This is a genomic window from Rhizobium sp. 05L429 (assembly GCF_056397645.1).
Window position 1 is genome coordinate 91,905 of record NZ_JBFTNV010000039.1, and the last position, 16,743, is coordinate 108,647.

Annotated in this window: 20 protein-coding genes; 7 read left to right on the forward strand and 13 right to left on the reverse strand. The window is 60.3% G+C overall.

What is annotated here, in order from left to right:
* Positions 1-5: 5 nt before the first annotated feature.
* Complete coding sequence (locus AC1DNW_RS30420) at positions 6-1,289, reverse strand: pilus assembly protein TadG-related protein (RefSeq protein WP_113308334.1); 1,284 nt, start codon at positions 1,287-1,289, stop codon at positions 6-8.
* A gap of 254 nt (positions 1,290-1,543) precedes the next feature.
* On the opposite strand from AC1DNW_RS30420, the gene AC1DNW_RS30425 reads away from it, so the two are divergent.
* Positions 1,544-2,920, forward strand: a complete 1,377-nt coding sequence (locus AC1DNW_RS30425) for a class II 3-deoxy-7-phosphoheptulonate synthase (RefSeq protein ID WP_477855319.1) — start codon at positions 1,544-1,546, stop codon at positions 2,918-2,920.
* A 189-nt stretch (positions 2,921-3,109) separates the two neighbouring features.
* Here AC1DNW_RS30425 and AC1DNW_RS30430 read toward each other — a convergent pair whose 3' ends face one another.
* On the reverse strand, positions 3,110-3,922 hold the full coding sequence (locus tag AC1DNW_RS30430; protein WP_113308333.1) for a hypothetical protein: 813 nt from the start codon (positions 3,920-3,922) through the stop codon (positions 3,110-3,112).
* 78 nt (positions 3,923-4,000) lie between these two features.
* On the opposite strand from AC1DNW_RS30430, the gene AC1DNW_RS30435 reads away from it, so the two are divergent.
* Positions 4,001-4,477 carry an NUDIX domain-containing protein gene (locus AC1DNW_RS30435; RefSeq protein WP_113308332.1) on the forward strand — a complete coding sequence of 159 codons (477 nt, stop codon included), beginning with the start codon at positions 4,001-4,003 and terminating at the stop codon, positions 4,475-4,477.
* Positions 4,478-4,659: 182 nt separating this feature from the next.
* A complete protein-coding gene (gene tyrS / locus AC1DNW_RS30440) occupies positions 4,660-5,946 on the forward strand; it encodes a tyrosine--tRNA ligase (RefSeq protein ID WP_477855308.1) in 1,287 nt (428 codons plus the stop codon).
* A 32-nt stretch (positions 5,947-5,978) separates the two neighbouring features.
* Here tyrS and AC1DNW_RS30445 read toward each other — a convergent pair whose 3' ends face one another.
* Positions 5,979-6,737, reverse strand: coding sequence for an NUDIX hydrolase (locus tag AC1DNW_RS30445; protein ID WP_477855309.1), 759 nt, complete (start codon positions 6,735-6,737; stop codon positions 5,979-5,981).
* A complete protein-coding gene (locus AC1DNW_RS30450; protein ID WP_113301094.1) occupies positions 6,734-7,216 on the reverse strand; it encodes an HIT family protein in 483 nt (160 codons plus the stop codon). The genes AC1DNW_RS30445 and AC1DNW_RS30450 overlap by 4 nt, the downstream gene beginning before the upstream one ends.
* Before the next feature lie 136 nt (positions 7,217-7,352).
* On the opposite strand from AC1DNW_RS30450, the gene AC1DNW_RS30455 reads away from it, so the two are divergent.
* Positions 7,353-7,736 carry an NUDIX hydrolase gene (locus AC1DNW_RS30455; protein ID WP_162748454.1) on the forward strand — a complete coding sequence of 128 codons (384 nt, stop codon included), beginning with the start codon at positions 7,353-7,355 and terminating at the stop codon, positions 7,734-7,736.
* On the opposite strand, the gene AC1DNW_RS30460 is transcribed toward AC1DNW_RS30455, so the two are convergent.
* Both AC1DNW_RS30460 and AC1DNW_RS30465 read right to left on the reverse strand, forming a co-directional pair.
* Positions 7,733-8,188, reverse strand: a complete 456-nt coding sequence (locus AC1DNW_RS30460) for a GNAT family N-acetyltransferase (protein ID WP_477855310.1) — start codon at positions 8,186-8,188, stop codon at positions 7,733-7,735. The two genes, AC1DNW_RS30455 and AC1DNW_RS30460, sit on opposite strands and share 4 nt — an antisense overlap.
* A gap of 84 nt (positions 8,189-8,272) precedes the next feature.
* Positions 8,273-9,022, reverse strand: coding sequence for an aminoacyl--tRNA ligase-related protein (locus AC1DNW_RS30465; RefSeq protein WP_113308327.1), 750 nt, complete (start codon positions 9,020-9,022; stop codon positions 8,273-8,275).
* Between the two features lie 387 nt (positions 9,023-9,409).
* Between AC1DNW_RS30465 and AC1DNW_RS30470 the strand changes: the two genes are divergently transcribed.
* Complete coding sequence (locus AC1DNW_RS30470) at positions 9,410-9,784, forward strand: DUF4440 domain-containing protein (protein ID WP_113308326.1); 375 nt, start codon at positions 9,410-9,412, stop codon at positions 9,782-9,784.
* Between the two features lie 111 nt (positions 9,785-9,895).
* On the forward strand, positions 9,896-10,291 hold the full coding sequence (locus AC1DNW_RS30475; protein ID WP_113308325.1) for a GFA family protein: 396 nt from the start codon (positions 9,896-9,898) through the stop codon (positions 10,289-10,291).
* Positions 10,292-10,332: 41 nt separating this feature from the next.
* Here AC1DNW_RS30475 and AC1DNW_RS30480 read toward each other — a convergent pair whose 3' ends face one another.
* Positions 10,333-10,584, reverse strand: a complete 252-nt coding sequence (locus tag AC1DNW_RS30480) for a DUF6894 family protein (protein ID WP_113301100.1) — start codon at positions 10,582-10,584, stop codon at positions 10,333-10,335.
* 101 nt (positions 10,585-10,685) lie between these two features.
* Here AC1DNW_RS30480 and AC1DNW_RS30485 point away from each other — a divergent pair, with 101 nt between their 5' ends.
* Positions 10,686-11,405, forward strand: coding sequence for a Crp/Fnr family transcriptional regulator (locus tag AC1DNW_RS30485; protein WP_113301101.1), 720 nt, complete (start codon positions 10,686-10,688; stop codon positions 11,403-11,405).
* Positions 11,406-11,466: 61 nt separating this feature from the next.
* Here the strand turns inward: AC1DNW_RS30485 and AC1DNW_RS30490 are convergent, their stop codons facing one another.
* From AC1DNW_RS30490 to AC1DNW_RS30515, 6 genes are all read right to left on the reverse strand, one after another.
* Positions 11,467-12,408: an MBL fold metallo-hydrolase gene (locus AC1DNW_RS30490; protein ID WP_113308324.1), complete on the reverse strand. Its 942-nt coding sequence runs from the start codon at positions 12,406-12,408 to the stop codon at positions 11,467-11,469.
* Between the two features lie 105 nt (positions 12,409-12,513).
* Positions 12,514-12,714 carry a type 1 glutamine amidotransferase family protein gene (locus AC1DNW_RS30495; RefSeq protein WP_113308323.1) on the reverse strand — a complete coding sequence of 67 codons (201 nt, stop codon included), beginning with the start codon at positions 12,712-12,714 and terminating at the stop codon, positions 12,514-12,516.
* Between the two features lie 101 nt (positions 12,715-12,815).
* A complete protein-coding gene (locus tag AC1DNW_RS30500; protein ID WP_477855320.1) occupies positions 12,816-13,646 on the reverse strand; it encodes an alpha/beta fold hydrolase in 831 nt (276 codons plus the stop codon).
* 382 nt (positions 13,647-14,028) lie between these two features.
* Entirely contained in the window at positions 14,029-14,820 is a 792-nt protein-coding gene (locus AC1DNW_RS30505) for an aminoglycoside phosphotransferase family protein (protein WP_477855311.1), read from the reverse strand.
* Positions 14,821-14,850: 30 nt separating this feature from the next.
* Positions 14,851-16,092: an MFS transporter gene (locus tag AC1DNW_RS30510; protein WP_477855312.1), complete on the reverse strand. Its 1,242-nt coding sequence runs from the start codon at positions 16,090-16,092 to the stop codon at positions 14,851-14,853.
* Complete coding sequence (locus AC1DNW_RS30515) at positions 16,089-16,727, reverse strand: winged helix-turn-helix domain-containing protein (RefSeq protein ID WP_113308319.1); 639 nt, start codon at positions 16,725-16,727, stop codon at positions 16,089-16,091. Before AC1DNW_RS30515 ends, AC1DNW_RS30510 begins: the two co-directional genes overlap by 4 nt.
* Positions 16,728-16,743: the final 16 nt, after the last annotated feature.

Here is a 16,743-nt window from a genome sequence, read left to right on the forward strand (position 1 = left end):
GGTGGTTAGCTGGTCAGGCGCGGCGCGCGGATGACCTTCAGGAACAGCTTCTTCATCGCCTCGGCGATGCCGTCGGTCGGCGACACCTCGAAATAGAGGCCGGGCGAGGCGCAGGCCGCCATGCGCGAGGGGATTTCGTTCTGGAAGGGCTTGATCCAGTCATTGTACCAGTTGTTGCTCGGCAGTGGCAGGTAGGTGGTGTAGAGCACGGCGATCTTGACGCCGCGATCCTTGAGCGGCTTGCAGAAAGACGTATCGATCGGCTCCTGGCAGCGGCCGCCGGTAGTCTTCTTGGTGCATGTCGACGGCTTATAGCTGTCGCCGACACCATCGGACACGAAGAACAGGATCTTCTCGGGGCTGATATTCGACGTGCCGTCGCCCGAGGGATCGATGATGGTGTTCATCTGCGTCATGGCGCCGTCGAAGCTGGTGAGCTGGTCCTGGTTGTAATTCTGCTTAGGAATGGTCATCAGATCGACGGCGTCGGTATAGTTCTTCACCTTATTGAGATCGGAGGTGAGGCCCGAGATCGTCGTCAGCTTGGCGTCCTCGGCCTTGGTGCCGAAGGTGTAGACACCCATGCGGAACTGGTCGGCGCTGACGCGCTCGTTCTTGGCCGTGTCGGTCAGCGCCTGGGTTGCCTGGCGTACCACGTCGATGCGCATCGCAACGCCAAGGCTCTTGGCAATCGTGTAGTTGTTGGTGCTCTGGTCCATCTGGTGGCAGGCAAAGGCACAGCCCGTCTTGGCCTCCAGCTTGGAAACGTCGGTCGGGGTCGCTCCGACGCCCATGGACGGCGTATTGTCGAGCAGGATGTAGAAATCCATGAACGAGGCGGTCTGGTATTCCGCCGTCGCCGTGCCCGATATGGTGATCGCGTCCTGGCCGAGAACGTGCATGAAGGTGGTGGGCACGGTGGCGCTGAAGGTCACCGTCGAATTGAGCTTGTTGGCCGTCTTGGTGACGTCGATGCTCAAATTCACCGGCACCGAGGTCAGCTCGCCGGACATCTGCGAGAAGAAGATGCTGCGGGCATCCGTCTTTGCGACGGAGATGGTGCCATTGCCCTGCATGATCATGGCGGCTGCCACCGCATCCGATTTTTCGGAAATCGACCCGACGGCGGCGGCATCGGCGGCGGCGTAGAGCTGGGTGCGCAGGCTCAGCGCATGGGCATAGTCCAGCGCCAGCCCGGCGGTGCCGACCAGGGGCACCATCAAAAGCGCCGTCATGATGCCGAAATTGCCAGACCGGTCCGATAGGAAAGCGGACGAAACGATACCCATGCTGAACCCCTATTTTATTAGGGTATTCTGTACGTTCAAAATCTAAATTAGCCGGAAAATAGCATGGTATACGTCGTCTTAACGCTAGTTTCGGCGCCATATTGACGCGGCCGGACCGGCGTTGCGAGCCGCYGACGGAAACTCTGTAGGGCGCTGAATGCGCTAGGCAAGGGGAGCCGAAAGGTTTATAAGCCGCCGCACTATTTAACGGGCAGGCATCCGGGGCAAACCGGATGGGGAAGCAGATGAGTGACATGGCACAGAATTGGACCCCCAGCAGCTGGCGGAGCAAGCCCGTCCAGCAGGTTCCGGACTATCCTGACGCGGCCGCGCTAGCTGCGACGGAAGCCGTGCTTTCCACCTATCCGCCGCTCGTTTTTGCCGGTGAAGCCCGTCGCCTGAAGAGCGCTCTTGCCAATGTGGCCGAAGGCAACGCCTTCCTGCTGCAGGGTGGCGACTGCGCCGAGAGCTTCCTGGAACATGGCGCCGACAATATCCGTGACTTCTTCCGCGCCTTCCTGCAGATGGCCGTCGTGCTGACCTTCGGCGCACAGCTGCCGGTCGTCAAGGTCGGGCGCATCGCCGGCCAGTTCGCCAAGCCGCGCTCGGCACCGATGGAAACGATCAACGGCATTTCGCTGCCGAGCTATCGCGGCGACATCGTCAACGGCATCGAATTCACGCCGGAAGCCCGCATCCCGGCCCCGGAGCGCCAGCTCGACGCCTACCGCCAGTCGGCCGCGACGCTGAACCTGCTGCGCGCCTTCGCCATGGGCGGCTATGCCAATCTCGACAACGTGCACAAGTGGATGCTCGGCTTCGTCAAGGACAGCCCGCAGGGCGAGCGCTACCGCAAGCTTGCCGACCGCATCAGCGAAACCATGGATTTCATGAAGGCGATCGGCATTACTTCGGACAACAATCCGAGCCTGCGCGAGACCGATTTCTTCACCAGCCATGAAGCGCTGCTGCTCGGCTATGAAGAAGCGCTGACCCGCGTCGACTCCACCTCGGGCGACTGGTACGCCACCTCCGGCCACATGATCTGGATCGGCGACCGCACGCGTCAGCTCGACCATGGGCATGTGGAATATTTCCGCGGCATCAAGAACCCTGTTGGTCTCAAGTGCGGCCCTTCGCTGCAGCCCGACAACCTGATCGAACTGATCGACGCGCTGAACCCGGCCAACGAAGCCGGCCGCCTGACGCTGATCTGCCGCTTCGGCCACGACAAGGTGGCGGACAACCTGCCGAAGCTCATCCGCGCCGTCGAGCGCGAGGGCAAGAAGGTCGTCTGGTCCTGCGACCCGATGCACGGCAACACGATCACGCTCAACAGCTACAAGACGCGCCCCTTCGAACGTATCCTGTCGGAAGTCGAAAGCTTCTTCCAGATTCACCGCGCCGAAGGCACGCATCCGGGCGGCATCCATATCGAGATGACCGGCAAGGACGTCACCGAATGCACCGGCGGCGCCCGCGCGGTAACGGCCGAAGACCTGCAGGATCGCTACCACACCCACTGCGACCCGCGCCTCAACGCCGACCAGGCGCTGGAGCTGGCCTTCCTGCTGGCCGAGCGCATGAAGGGCGGCCGCGACGAGAAGCGGATGGCTGCTGCCAACGCGTAAAGCGAGGCGGGTAGTGAGTAGTGAGCAGTGAATAGATTTGAAAAGCCCGGCCGAGCGCCGGGCTTTTTGTTCCAACGAAATCTGCCGATTGCACTGTCGTCATACTCGGGACGAGCCCGAGGATGACGTCGAGTAAAGAGCAGGCTTGTCGGCAAGCTGAGCCTGATCCTCTGTCAGCCATTATAGATATCACTGCACTTGAACATGCAGATGGTCGTCGTGACGAGCGGCACGACACCCCTGAAAACGCACATGATCGTCAGTAATGCCGAGCGCATCTTTCAGGTGAGGTTCCAGGAAAATCTTTTCTACCCCGAACCCGGTCACCCCCTCGGTGGTCAGCCAATCGATCGCGGCAACAGTCCGTTGCTCCTCAATCCGGTAGGCTGGAAACAGCGGCTGGAAAACATTGAGGTCCCAGCGTCCCGTCAGCCAGTCATTCCGCCCCTTGCATTGCTGCTCGTCATCAGCACCGGGCTGCTCGAAAGCGAAATAGCCAATCGGTGAGCGGGTCACGCCATCAAGGAAGTTGCCGCCGGCATCCTTGTAATAGTAGGCGAAGTCGAGCTTCCTGCCATCGGCATGCGACAGGTGCGGCAGCAGGGGAAACCCCGTCAAGAACGGGAAGTTGGCATCCAGCGCGACCGTTGTCGTGCCGGGGAATTGCCTGTCCATATTATTGGCGAGGGCATGGGCCAGATCCCGCATGCCGGGAGTGACATAATTGCGGTTGAGGGCGCAGTAGATCGTTGAGCGAAGGACAAGCTTATCCGAAACGCCTGCCAGACAGGGCAGGGATACACGCCCGAAGATCGGTGCAATGATGCTAGCGACAAGCGTCAGGCTGGTATAGGCGAGCAGGAAGATCGCGAGCTTCGCCACCAATCTGCGCACGCTCCACAGGTGTGCAACCGCAAGGCTCATGAGATAGGCGATACCGCCGATCTGGGTGAGCAGAGTCAGAAAGACGACGATTGCGAAGCGGAAGGCGAAACGAAGCATCTGATGCTTTTTTAGACCGGAAGTTGCGATTATCTTCCATTGCCATTCTCATGAGCGATGACACAAGAGGTAAGTTTGATGCGAATACGTCCGTCGGCACGGCTGCTTCTGCTCGATCAGTTCGGCTGCGTCCTGCTTTTCAAATTCGTCTTCAGATCTGGCGCACTTGCGGGGCGGCAGTACTGGGCGACGCCAGGGGGCGGGCTTGAAGAGGGTGAGACCTACGAAGAAGCGGCTCTGCGTGAACTCAGGGAGGAGACGGGCCTTCATGCGGATCGGGTGGGTTCATCGATCGGCAGCCGGTCTTTCGAGCTGCAGCTACCCGATGGCGAACTGGTGCGCGCCGAGGAGCAGTTTTTTGTGGTGCACGCCGAACGCGGTGCGATCTCCGATAGCGGCTGGACGGAGCTGGAGCGCGAGGTGATGGCCGACCATCACTGGTGGTCCGCAGAGGAACTGCTCGGCAGTACCGACATCATCTTTCCGGACGGAATTTTCGATCTTCTGGAGGTGGCAGCCTCTCAGTCCGCAGTGCCGAGTGCCGTGCGTCGGTGATGTAAGCCCTTGTGGCCGCATCGCAGGCCCTGTATGCAGGCTGCATGACCCGTATTCCGACCCTTTCCGGCCTGTATTACGCGCTGCTCCCATAGAGCGGCGACGGTCATCTACGACACCCGAAACGCCGCACGGTCGGCGGCGTGTGTTTCAACAGAAGGTCTCCGGCCTCATCGGCCCCAATGGAGACCCTTGTGACCATCAATTTTCAACCATCCACCAGTCCCCGGTCGGAGTTTCTGCGCGTTCTGACGGAGCGCGGATTCATCCAGCAATGCACCGACCTCGAAGCGCTTGACAACAGGCTCTGCGCCGGGATCGGCACCGCCTATAACGGCTTCGACCTGACGGCCGACAGCCTGCATGTCGGGCACCTCATTCCCATCATGATGCTGCGCTGGTTCCAGAAGACCGGCAACAGGCCGATCGCGCTGATGGGCGGCGCCACGACGCGGCTTGGCGATCCGAGCTTTCGCGATACGTCGCGTCCCTTGCTCAGCGAAGAGCAGATTGCGCAGAATCTGACCGGTATCCGGCGCATTTTCGAACGTTTCCTGACCTTCGGCGATGGGCCAACCGATGCGCTCATGGTCAACAATGCCGATTGGCTTGGTGGTCTCAAATACCTGGATTTCCTGCGCGATGTCGGCCCGCATTTCTCGGTCAACCGCATGCTGACATCCGAAAGCGTGCGCCAGCGGCTGGAGCGCKAGCAGTCGCTTTCGCTGCTCGAATTCAATTACATGGTCATGCAGGGATACGACTTCCATGTGCTCGCAGAAAGGCACGGCTGCCTGCTGCAGCTCGGCGGTTCCGACCAGTGGGGCAATATCCTCAGCRGCGTCGAATTCGGCCGGCGCGCCGGCGGGCGCTCACTGTTCGGATTGACGGCGCCGCTCTTGACGACCGCCTCGGGCGCGAAGATGGGCAAGAGTGCGTCGGGTGCGATCTGGCTGAATGCCGACCGCTTGTCGCCCTACGAATTCTGGCAGTTCTGGCGCAACACCTGGGATGCCGATGTCGGCCGGTTCATGAGGCTCTTCACTGAACTGCCGCTGGATGAAATCGCACGGCTGGAAATGCTGCGCGGCTCCGAGATCAATGTGGCGAAGAAGGTGCTGGCGGACGAGGTGACACGGCTCTGCCATGGTGCAGGTGCAGCGACGGAAGCGTCCGAAACATCGCGGCGCATGTTCGAAGAGGGCGAGACCGCTGCCGGGCTGCCGACGATCGCTCTGAACCTGGATACCTTCCGCGAGGGTCTTCCGCTGGCAGACGCCCTTGTCGCCGCCGGGCTTGCAAAGTCGAAAAGCGAAGCGCGGCGGCTGATCATCGGCGGCGGAGTGCGGGTCAACAGCCGTSCCGTTCTCGATGAAACCGTACGGCTGGTCGATACGGATGTTGAGGACGGCGTCATCCGCCTGTCCGTCGGCAGGAAGAGACACGTGCTTTTGCAGCCCGGAGGATGACGCTATCGGACGGCCGCTATCAGCCGGCAACGCTAGAGTGAATGGCGTTGCCGGAAATGCTGCTGCAGAAAGCCCTGGCCCTTGAGAAAACTCCATGTTCGCGGTGCGCCGACAAGAGGACCTTCGTCGTTCAGGATATCACTCAGCGGTGACGTAAACAGTTCTGCAGCCTCGTTATGGTCAGGCGCGTGACGGGCGCCTTCGAGGATATCGGCGGCGATGGAGCGGCTGACCGTCAGCAGGAAGAGTTCCGGGTGGCAGAAGACGGGATCGTAGGCGAGGCCGATGGCGAAGGATTCGGGGCGCTGGAGATCAGTGACGGCGATCTCCTCGGCGATTTCGCGGGCCGCTTCGTCGAAGAGGTCGATGTTTTCACCGGTCGCGGGCTCGGCATAGCCGCCGACGAAATAGAGTGCACCGGGGTTCTGCTCGGCCGTGAGGCTGCGTTTCGTGACGATGACGCGCTGGTCTGCCGTTACCACAAGCGCGGTCAGGCCAAGCGGATCGGCGCGCTCGGCCTGCGGATACTCGTCCGCAAAACCCGGATGGCGGGTCTCAACATAGGCGGAAAAGGACGTGCTCGCCGCGTTTATCATCAGCCTGCCACCTTCGATGCGATGGGCGGCAAGGCGCAACAAGGTGCCATCAAAGGCGGCGGGATGGCGAGCAAGGAAGCTCTCCCAACCTGCCTTCCGCCTGGCCTCCAGCGCATCGGAAAGCTGGAAACTTCCTGAAAGCCGGCATTCGATATGGTCAACGGGGATGCTGAATGCTTCATCTGCAAATATCATGCGCGCATTGCCTCTCTCAGCAATTCGATGGTCTCGTTAAGGGATGGTCCCTGGATCGGCGGCGGCTCGGCGCGCTCGCAGAATTCCCGCCAGATGAAGAAGGTCAATTCCGCGCCGTCGGTCAGGGTTTCGCCCGTGCCTTCGGCAAAGGTCTGAAGCAGACGGTAGCGCTCGTCCTGCCAGAAGAGCGATTCCACCCAGTCATAAACGGGAATGATGTGGAAATGGATCGGATAGCCCGGCGTGTGGCCGTAGCGTCCGATATAGACGCGCTTTGCGCCGAGCATCGTACCAAGGGCCGTCTGCGCCTTCGCGAGCAACGGGCCGAGTTCGCCAAGCGCTTCAGCCGATAGCTCGGAGAGGTCATTGGTGAAGCTTCGGGAACTGACCACGAGATAGCCGGGCAGGGCGGAATTGATGCGATGGTTCACCAGCCAGCCAGGCGTTTCGGATACATGGAATTGCGGGGGGATTTCCAAGGACTGTTTCTCCATCGCGTGGGGCAGCCGCACGGATTCGCACTGTGGCCGACGATGACATGCTTCGACAAGGGCAAGGGGACGTGACTTTCGCCTGTTGTCGAGGCAGATTGCGGACGCATCGGGGGACATGTTTTTGACTGATATTGCATGCGCCATCTTCTGGCGGGAAGGCCGGGTTCTGCTGGTCCGGCGGGCAGGGCACAAGGCGCGCTTTCCGGATTGCTGGGATCTGGTCGGCGGCCATGTTGAGCCCGGAGAGAGCGCCGAAGCCGCAATGATACGCGAGGCAAAAGAGGAGATCGGGTTGACGCCGGTGCGATTTGGCAAAGTCGCCGAACACCGCGAGCAGGATACCATCTTTCATCTCTTTCTGGTGAGCGAATGGCAGGGCGGAGAGCCTGCATTGCTCGGCGATGAACATACGGCGATGCAATGGATCACCCCTGATGAAGCTGCGGCCCTTTACGATATGGGGCACCCGCAATGGTGTTCGATCTTCGACGGGCTTCAGGACTAGCCTGACAGGGACATCTGCATGAGGATGGTGCGTTCATCGCCATGATAGCGATCGCCAACCGCGGTGAAGCCGAGCTTGGCGTAAAACGGTTCGGCCGTCACAGAGGATTGGACGAGCAAGACGGAAAGCCCGGCGGAACGCGCGGCGTTCTCGATTTCCTGAAGCAGTCGCTTGCCGACGCCGMAGCCTTGCATGTCCGGAGCAATGAAGACGGTTCGCACATAACCTGCTTCCAGACTGGCCGTGCCGACGACAGTGCCGGACACGAGTGCGACGTAGACCCTGCGGTTTTCCAGAAAGGCTTCGATCGCAGGTGGGGCAAAGTTCTTCTCAAGGCGGGTAATGATCTCGGGCGAGTAGTCGCTTGCGTTGGACTCCCGCAAGGCACTCACGATTATCAGGCTTATCACTTCGGCATCGCCGCACTCCGCCTCTCTTATGCCGATATCCATAACCATCGCCCAAAACTCAAGACATATTGTTTTCACTATATTTTGCATGCGGACCGGATCCCCCGTGAATCCGGTCCGCATTCCTTACATGCTCGTTGCCATGTTCCAGTTGTAAACGCAGCGATCAAGGCCGATGGCGATTTCGAGCACGAGGACGTCGTGCTCCATGGCCGGTCCCTTCTTCGGCTGCGTCCTGTAGCGCTCCGGAAAGTCCGTGCGGCGCGAGATCGAGCAGACTTCCATCCACTTGTCGCCGTTATCGACTTCCACATCGACTGTCGTCTGCGAATAGGCCGGCAGCCGGTCGGAGGGCACGATGCGGGTCGGCAGCGGGATGAGCGCGGCGATCATACGGCGCACCGGTTCAAGGACAGCGGCGTGATAGTCGTTGCCGCTGTCGGCCGTATAGGCGCACTGGAATTCCAGCTGCCAGAACTCCTTCAGGCGCATATGCCTGGACGGCTGTTCCTGCTCGCGGCGATAGGATCGGCCAGCCTGCCAGACGCAGAGCGGCAGGCGCGTTCTCGAATGATTGCCGAGAATGTGCTGCATGTAGACGTAAGTCGACGGCGTCGTTTCCGGCCTCAGCACAAGCGGTGCGTCGGTTTCGGCGAGTTGCTCCTGCACCCAGATATCGGCATTGGTATAAGCGTCCGAGACGAGGGCGCGCGGCGTCAGCGCCGGGGCCTCGATCCGTCTGATATCCCAGGCCGGATTTGCTGACCGGAGGAAGCCTCGCACCTCCTCGGAGAAGAAGCGAACCATATGGTCGCGCATGTTGATTTCACGCTCTTCCCAGTGGACGAGCGAATTGACATTGAAAAGATTGAGCACGGTGCCTGTCTCCCTGGCAGCCCGAGAGCATTTCCGTTTTCTTCGAAACACAGAAAGGCTCTATCTGTTTTTTCGCGCAATTCCGGACGCAAAACCGCTGCTTTGCTGGAATTGCTCTTTGGCGGAGGGCTTTACGTCCAGCAGTTCGCCGGACACCTGGGGCATCCGGACGTCACGACTGGACGCGGAGACCTCGTCCGCCAAAAGCGCGCAGAACGGCAACCTGCAGGCAGGTGCGGTCAAGACGGGAGATGGGCGCGCTGTTGGAGCTCATGCCAGACTTCGTACTTGCGGGGCGGGCGCTTGTCAAACGGCTCGCATGCGTGCCGCATACGCGCTGCCGGATTGCGCATTGCACAGACCAGCATATCGAGACATGTTCGTGGGATGACAGATTTGCAGCTGGAAAACATTCTCGGGGAGTTATCCGAACGTGAACCGATCTTCCATAGACGGAAGTTCGGGACGACGCGGGCTGACCTCGAGCGCATGATCGATGATGCATTCTCGGAGATCGGCGCAAGTGGAAAGATCTACCACCGCGCCTATGTGATCGAGACGCTGCTGGAACGCTACAATAAGGAACCGGAGCAGCACGACTGGCCATGCCGCGATTTCAGCATTAAGCAGCTGGCGGCTGAACTCTACCTGCTCTCCTACATACTGGAAGAGCCCTGGCGCGTGACGCGCCGTTCGACCATCTGGCGCCGGACGGATGAAGGCTGGAAGATCGTCTTCCATCAGGGCACGCCGACGAGTTAGTGCCGTGCGTCTTTCTCAGCATCAGTTTTACTGAAGCCTTCGATCAGCGCTTTGGATTTGACTGGCGGGTGTCCCGACGTCAATCTTCCGATCGCTTCGGGGGGAACGGAAATGAGCGAACATCATGCGGGTGGATGCCTGTGCGGCGCTGTACGGTTTGAAGCGCGGGAGAAGCCCGATGTCGTGGTCGGCTGCCATTGCTCGCAGTGCCGGAGGCAGACGGGGCTTTATTATGCGGCGGCCGACGTGCCGGTTTCGGCCGTCACTATTACCGGCGAGGAAAACTTGCGCTGGTATCAGTCGAGCGATGAGGCCAGGCGCGGGTTCTGCTCGCAATGCGGCTCTGCGCTGTTCTGGCAGGGGCTCGGCCGGCCGGTCATTTCCATCCTGGCCGGCGCTTTCGACGAACCGAGCGGACTCCGCTTCGGCTATCATATCTTCTGCGCCGACAAGAGCGATTTCTACGAGATCCCTGATGGCGTTCCGCAATATGCAGGACGCCCATAAAGCGCCGCGCGTCCATTCGGACGCACAAGGGACGCTCTAATCTACGCATCAGGTCGCACGTCGGTCCACTCGTGGTTGAACGTGAGGGTCGATACCGAAAGGACCTTTCCGCCCTCGTCTCGCACCGTGACCGAAATTGTCGCGCGATCCGTCGTTGGCAGCTCGTCGCCTGCGACTCCCACCAAGATCTTCGCCACTTCGTGCACAATGTCGCTACGCCTGCCGATTTCCAGGCCATGGTCATCCCGTAGCGGACCGTCGCCATTGCGGAGATCAAAGTAATATCGGCTCATCGAAGGCTCCCTATATTTTGATAGGCTTAAAGCCTTGCATTGAAAAATGTTCCCTTCGCACAAATTCCATCGGATCATGAACCGATCCGAACGGGAATCTGATGATTGAAGCTCTTCTGCTGAATCTTCGAAGCCGCGATGTTCTGACTGCGGAAGAGAGCACCCGGTTGCGCGAAATAATTGTCAACGGCCGCTCCTTCATGCCTGGTGAAGACATCGTCGTTGAGGGGTCGCGTCCGGGTTACAGTACGTTGATGATCGAAGGCCTGTCTGCCCGCTACAAGGACATGACCGATGGCTCACGGCAGATCACCGCGTTGCAGGTGCCGGGTGATTTCGTCGACCTGCACGCCTTCCTGCTGAAGAAGCTCGATCATGGCATCGTCGCCTTGTCACCTTGCCGTGTCGCATTCGCTGATCATTCCGACTTGAAGAAAATTTCCGAAACCATGCCGCATCTGGCGCGGCTGTTGTGGTTGAATACGATCATCGACGCCGCCATCAATCGCGAGTGGATTTCCTCGATGGGGCGACGATCGAAGCGGGCTCATATCGCGCACCTGATTTGCGAATTGTATGTCCGCTTGCGAACGGTGGAGCAAGTTGACAACTGGTCGTTTCGATTTCCGCTGACCCAGGCCGAACTTGCGGATGCGATGGGAATTTCACTTGTCCACGTCAACAAGACTCTCCAGATGTTGAAACGCGAAGACGTCTTCACCTGGGAAAACCGGATACTGAGAATCATCAACTGGGATCGCCTGCAGGAGATTGCGGAATTCGATGACACATATTTGAGCTTGAGAGTGGAGCCGCGGTAGCGCCCGAACATGCTGCCGCTGGGTCAAACCTGCCCGCCTTTCCGCAACATGCGGGTCAAGTTTAAACCTTCACGAAGCGATAGGCGCTGTCCCTGCGCTCGGCATAACCGACACCGGGATAGGACCAGTGATAGCCGAGCAGCTTGATCTTTTCCGAAGCGGCGCGGTCGAGCAGCATACGGCGGTTTTTCAGTGCTGTTTCCGGATCGGTGTCGAAGCCGAAGTGCCAGCCCGGATGTTCGAAGAAGATCACGTCATTGGTGCAGGCGTCACCCGTGATGAGGAGACTGCCGTCGCCGGCAAGCTCGAAGGAAATGTGGCCCGGCGTATGGCCTGATGTTTCGATCACCTGCATTCCGGGCAGGATTTCCTGGCCGGCCTTGACGAGGGTGAGCCTATCCTTGACCGCGAATAGATCGCGTTGCGCGCCGCGGGCGAAACCATGAAGAGCTGATGGCATATGGGTTTCGTAGTCCTTGTCGGTCCAGAAATTCCATTCGGTCTCGCTGACGAAATACTGCGCGTTCGGATAGAGCAGCTTGCCATCGGCCGTGGTCGTCGCGCCTGAATGATCGGGATGGGCGTGGGTGAAGATCACCTTGGTGATTGCCTCGGGCTCGATATCCAGMGTCTTGAGGTTGGCGGCAAGCTTGCCCGCACTTGGCTGAAAATTCGTACCCGAGCCGTTGTCGATGAGGATCAGGTCGCTGCCGTGACGAATGAGCGGGATATTGGCCTGCACCGAGGCGCCTGCCGCATCGCCGCCGAGCCGCGCCAGGATCGACTGGCGTTCCTCCGGCGTGGCATCGGGGAGCAGGACTTCGGCGGGCAGGGTGATGAAACCGTCGCTGACGACGGTGATATCGAAGGCGCCATGCGTGACGCGATGAAACTCTGCCGCATAAGTGGCACGCGGCAAGGAGAGCGCCGCAGCACCGGCAAGGGCGCCGGCCAGCAGTTCGCGACGCGTGGCCCGCAGGCCGAGATCATCCGGATTGCTCATCTCTCGTCTCCCGTTTTTCACCGTGAAGAGACAATAGCAGACAAGCTGTGGGATTTCGCGATTAAAATTCAATATTATCAATGATTTACATTGATTTTCAGATCTTTACAGCGCTGTATCCCACAGCCATTCCTTGACGAGAGCGCGGCCCGCCTCTTTCTGCGCAGGACCGAATTTTGCGGCATCCTCACGCAGCGTCACGATATCGATCCTGGCGCCTGCCAGTTCGGCAGCATGGCCGACCAGCCAGCGTCCGAAACGCTGGCCGTGTAGCGGCGATCTTATCCGGTTTGTCGATGCTGACAAACTGATATCGAGATGAAAAAGGCGCGTGCGGGGAAGCCTTTCAAAACAAAAAAAAGGCGCGCCGCAAGGGCGCGCCTTCCATTGGTCGTCAGTAGAAAAACTCAGCCCTTGATGAAGGCCAAAAGATCCGGGTTGATGACTTCAGGATGCGTGGTGCACATGCCGTGCGGGAAGCCGGGATAGGTCTTCAGCGTGCCGTGCTTCAGCAGCTTGGCGGACAGCGGCGCGGAGTCGGTATAAGGCACGATCTGGTCGTCATCGCCATGCATGACGAGAACGGGAACCGTGATCTTCTGGAGGTCGTCGGTGAAGTCGGTTTCCGAGAAGGCCTTGATGCAATCGTAATGGGCCTTGGCGCCGCCCATCATGCCCTGACGCCACCAGTTTTCGATGACACCCTGGCTGACCTTGGCGCCCGGACGGTTGAAGCCGTAGAAGGGGCCGGTCGGGATATCGAGGAAGAACTGCGCGCGGTTGGCGACGAGGGCAGTGCGGAAGCCATCGAAGACTTCGAGCGGCAGGCCGCCGGGGTTCTTCTCCGACTTGACCATAACCGGCGGCACAGCGCCGATGATCACGGCCTTGGCGACACGGCCTTCCCTAGCGCGGGCGACATAGTGGACGACTTCGCCACCGCCGGTCGAGTGGCCGATATGGACGGCATTCTTGAGGTCGAGGTGATCGGTCAGCGCGGCGAMATCGGCCGCATAGGTGTCCATCTCGTTGCCTTCGAAGGTCTGGGTGGAGCGGCCGTGGCCGCGGCGATCATGGGCGATGACGCGGAAACCCTTTTCGAGGAAAAACATCATCTGCGCGTCCCAATCGTCGGCGCTGAGCGGCCAGCCGTGGTGGAAGACGATAGGCTGGGCGTCTTTGGAGCCCCAATCCTTGTAGAAGATCTCAGTTCCGTCCGTGGTCTTGATGAAAGGCATGGTCTGGCTCCGATTTTCTGGTGATATTGAACTGGTTGCGGCAAGCGTGGCTTTCGGCAGGGCAATGGCCGCGATGGCGGCGCCTCCTGCCAGAAGAACGTCCCGCCGTGTGGCATCTGCCGTCAGAGCAATGCTGCGCTCATTCATGCTTGCCTCCGTTTGGCATGCTTGCCTCCTTGCGGGCTTCTCAGCGCCTCTTCGACGAGGACAAGCTGACTCACTTCAGCCAGCGATACGAGTTAACCGTCGTAAATTGATGCAAAGCTATAATGACGGCAATGCGCCATAAGACGTACTAACCTCATGAAGACAGTATGTTATCCGCAAGCTTTTTCCTGTCGAAGCCACGAGGGCCTCCCGTGCGCCGAATTGCTCACGACCATCATCGCAGATTGCGCCAGATGGCCGGCCGGTTCGCCCTGAAGGACCTGGCCTCCTTCTTCCAATGCTCGAAGTGCCCGCCCTCCCGCAGTCTGGCTGCCGCGTCTCGACCGACCATCTTTTCGACCGCTGTCTCGTCGCCCATGTGTTCCAGAACCTCTGAAACCATATCCAGCAGGGCGGCATAATCGCTGGTGCCGTAGACTGCGCAGAGCAACTTGAGCCGGCTATTGCCGCCGGCAAGCTCGCGGGCGGATYGTTCGGCAAGATCTTCGGATGAATAGGAAAGCGGCGCAAACCAATAGGCGAGGTAGGCCACGTCTCTCAAATGCGGTCCCGGGCCTGCCAGATCGAAATCGATGATCGCCACCGGGAGACCATCTCGAAAGATCATGTTGTAGGGTGCGAAATCATTGTGGCAGATCACGTCGTTGCGTTCGGCAAGAGGGTAGGTGTAAGCCCAATTACCGTCCGGAGCGAAGTCCCGGATTCTGGTCGCATCATGCAGATTCCGCAGCATTTGGGCGGCTTCGATCAGGGCGGCGGTATTTGTCCAGAGCGTCTGCGGGATTGTCGCGGTGCCGGACATGTAAGAGAGGATTTCTCTTCCCTGATCGTCAATACCCAGGAAACGAGGCGCATCAGCAAAACCCCGGCGTTCCAGTTGCTCCAGCAGCCGATGCACATTCCGGCTATTCGGGCTTATCGAACGGCGTACCGTATCGCCAACCCTGACGACGCCGGCATTGATATTGCCGCCTGCGAGCGGCGTTTCGTCATCTGATGTCGGCATCGTCGCTCCCCGGTGGMCCCCAGGTTATCATCATGAAGACTGCACGTTATCCGCAAGCTTTTTCCTGTCGAAGCCACGGAAGCTGCCGTGCGCCAGGGGAGCGAGCGTGGCTGCGAGATAGGCGATGCCGGTGAGAAGCATTGCGGCGGACAGGCCCCAGGCATCGACCAACGCGCCGCCGACGAGGCCACCGAAGGGAATGAGCGCCCAGCAGAGGGCGGCATTCAGCGAGGTGACGCGGCCCATCAGCGGCTTCRGAATGCGCTCGAATAGGACTGACGTGATGATGGGATTGAGGAAGCCGGAGGCGAAACCGCCGATCGCGAGGATTGCGAAAATCAGGGCGAGGGGCGAATCCATCGCAAAGACGAAAAAGCGTGGAAAGCCAGTGAGCAGAAAGGCCACCGTGTAAACGAGAAGGCGTGGCATCCGCTCGCCGATCAGGGCCGCCATAGCTGCGCCGATCATGGACGCAGCGGAGAAGACGGCGAACAAGGTGCCGAGCAGGGCGGCGCCGTGGCCGGAATGCTGGGTCCAGACCGGCAGTAGTACGGCGTAATAGGCCTGATCGAGCAGGTTGGTTGTCGCCACCATCAGCACGATCGCTACGAGCACCGCATCACGGCGCATGAAGTGCCAACCTTCCGCCAGTTCTCGACCGTAGGCGGAGATGCCAGCAGCTTCAGCTTTCGGGGCATGGCGCACAGCTGGAATGCCGATCGCGACGACCAGTGCGGCAGCGGCGAAGGTGAGGGCGTTGACGGCAAGCGCCTGGCTCGGCCCGACAAGCGCAATCAGTGCGCCGGCGCCGGCTGCTCCTGCGGTCGATGCCAGGCGCTCGATCGCGCCGACGACACCGGTCACGCGCTCCAGCGGCACGGAGGCGAGTTCCGCGATGTCGGGAACCATGGATTGCTTGGCGGCATCCGATGGGCCGCGCAGCACGCCCATGGCAAAGACGATCGGCAGCAGGATCGGCATGGTGAGCAGGTCGAGGAGATGCAGCAGCGGCACGAGACCGACCGCGATCACCGAGGCGCTGTCGCAGATGATGGCGATGCGCTTGGGGCCGAGGCGGTCGATCAAGGGGCCGCCAAGAGCCTTGGCGACGACATAGGGCAGCATCTCCATCATGGCGACGAGACCGGTCAGTACGGGGCTGCCCGTCGTGCTCAACACCAGCCAAGGGATGGCGACGCCGGAGAGCCGTGTGCCCGAAATCGAAAGCGTTTCGGCAATGGCGAGCGCGATGAAAGGCTTGCGTCGGCTCATCGCTCGTTCTCTTCCTCGCCGTGCGGCACGCGGCCCGGATAGGGAAAGGCGTGCAGCAGCACCATGAAGGGCACCATATCAGGCGGCAACGGTTCTCCGAGGGGCGGGGCCTCGCTCATTGCTTCCATGACGATATCGCTCAGCCGCTTCGTCAGCGCCTCGGCCTTTTCTGAGGTCAGGGGAATGACGATGTCGCTTGCGGTGCTCGCCTTGCGCCATGCGAGCGGCAGTTCGGCATATTCCTCGACCGCCTTCTGCATCAGGCTGACCTGCAGGGAGAGGATCGCCTGCGTGAAGGCGACGTCCATGTCGAAGGCCTCGCCTTCGGTTTCGACCGCAGGCACCGAAGTGAGCTCGTGGCTTGCGCGCCACCAGCGGTCGCGGCGGGATGGTCCCGGCGCATCCTCGATGAAGCCGTATTGGGCGAGCTGGCGCAGATGATAGCTCGTCGCGCCGCTGTTGAGGCCGAGGCGTGTGGCGAGTTGGGTTGCGGTGGCGGGACCGTCGATGCGGAGCATGCCGAGCATGCGCAGGCGCACGGGATGGGCGAGCGCCTTGAGGGCGGTGACATCGGGGACGACGCGGCTGACGTTGCGGGATGTCGCTGACGTTGATGTAGGGACGGGCGCTTTCATAAAAACAGCCTACCAT

What these genes read in the sequence shown, in the direction of transcription:
- AC1DNW_RS30420 (WP_113308334.1), bottom strand. Translation starts at nt 1,289, where the DNA reads ATGGGTATCGTTTCGTCCGCTTTCCTATCGGACCGGTCTGGCAATTTC.
- AC1DNW_RS30425 (WP_477855319.1), top strand. Translation starts at nt 1,544, where the DNA reads ATGGCACAGAATTGGACCCCCAGCAGCTGGCGGAGCAAGCCCGTCCAG.
- AC1DNW_RS30430 (WP_113308333.1), bottom strand. Translation starts at nt 3,922, where the DNA reads ATGCTTCGTTTCGCCTTCCGCTTCGCAATCGTCGTCTTTCTGACTCTG.
- AC1DNW_RS30435 (WP_113308332.1), top strand. Translation starts at nt 4,001, where the DNA reads ATGCGAATACGTCCGTCGGCACGGCTGCTTCTGCTCGATCAGTTCGGC.
- AC1DNW_RS30445 (WP_477855309.1), bottom strand. Translation starts at nt 6,737, where the DNA reads ATGATATTTGCAGATGAAGCATTCAGCATCCCCGTTGACCATATCGAA.
- AC1DNW_RS30470 (WP_113308326.1), top strand. Translation starts at nt 9,410, where the DNA reads ATGACAGATTTGCAGCTGGAAAACATTCTCGGGGAGTTATCCGAACGT.
- AC1DNW_RS30475 (WP_113308325.1), top strand. Translation starts at nt 9,896, where the DNA reads ATGAGCGAACATCATGCGGGTGGATGCCTGTGCGGCGCTGTACGGTTT.
- AC1DNW_RS30480 (WP_113301100.1), bottom strand. Translation starts at nt 10,584, where the DNA reads ATGAGCCGATATTACTTTGATCTCCGCAATGGCGACGGTCCGCTACGG.
- AC1DNW_RS30485 (WP_113301101.1), top strand. Translation starts at nt 10,686, where the DNA reads ATGATTGAAGCTCTTCTGCTGAATCTTCGAAGCCGCGATGTTCTGACT.
- AC1DNW_RS30515 (WP_113308319.1), bottom strand. Translation starts at nt 16,727, where the DNA reads ATGAAAGCGCCCGTCCCTACATCAACGTCAGCGACATCCCGCAACGTC.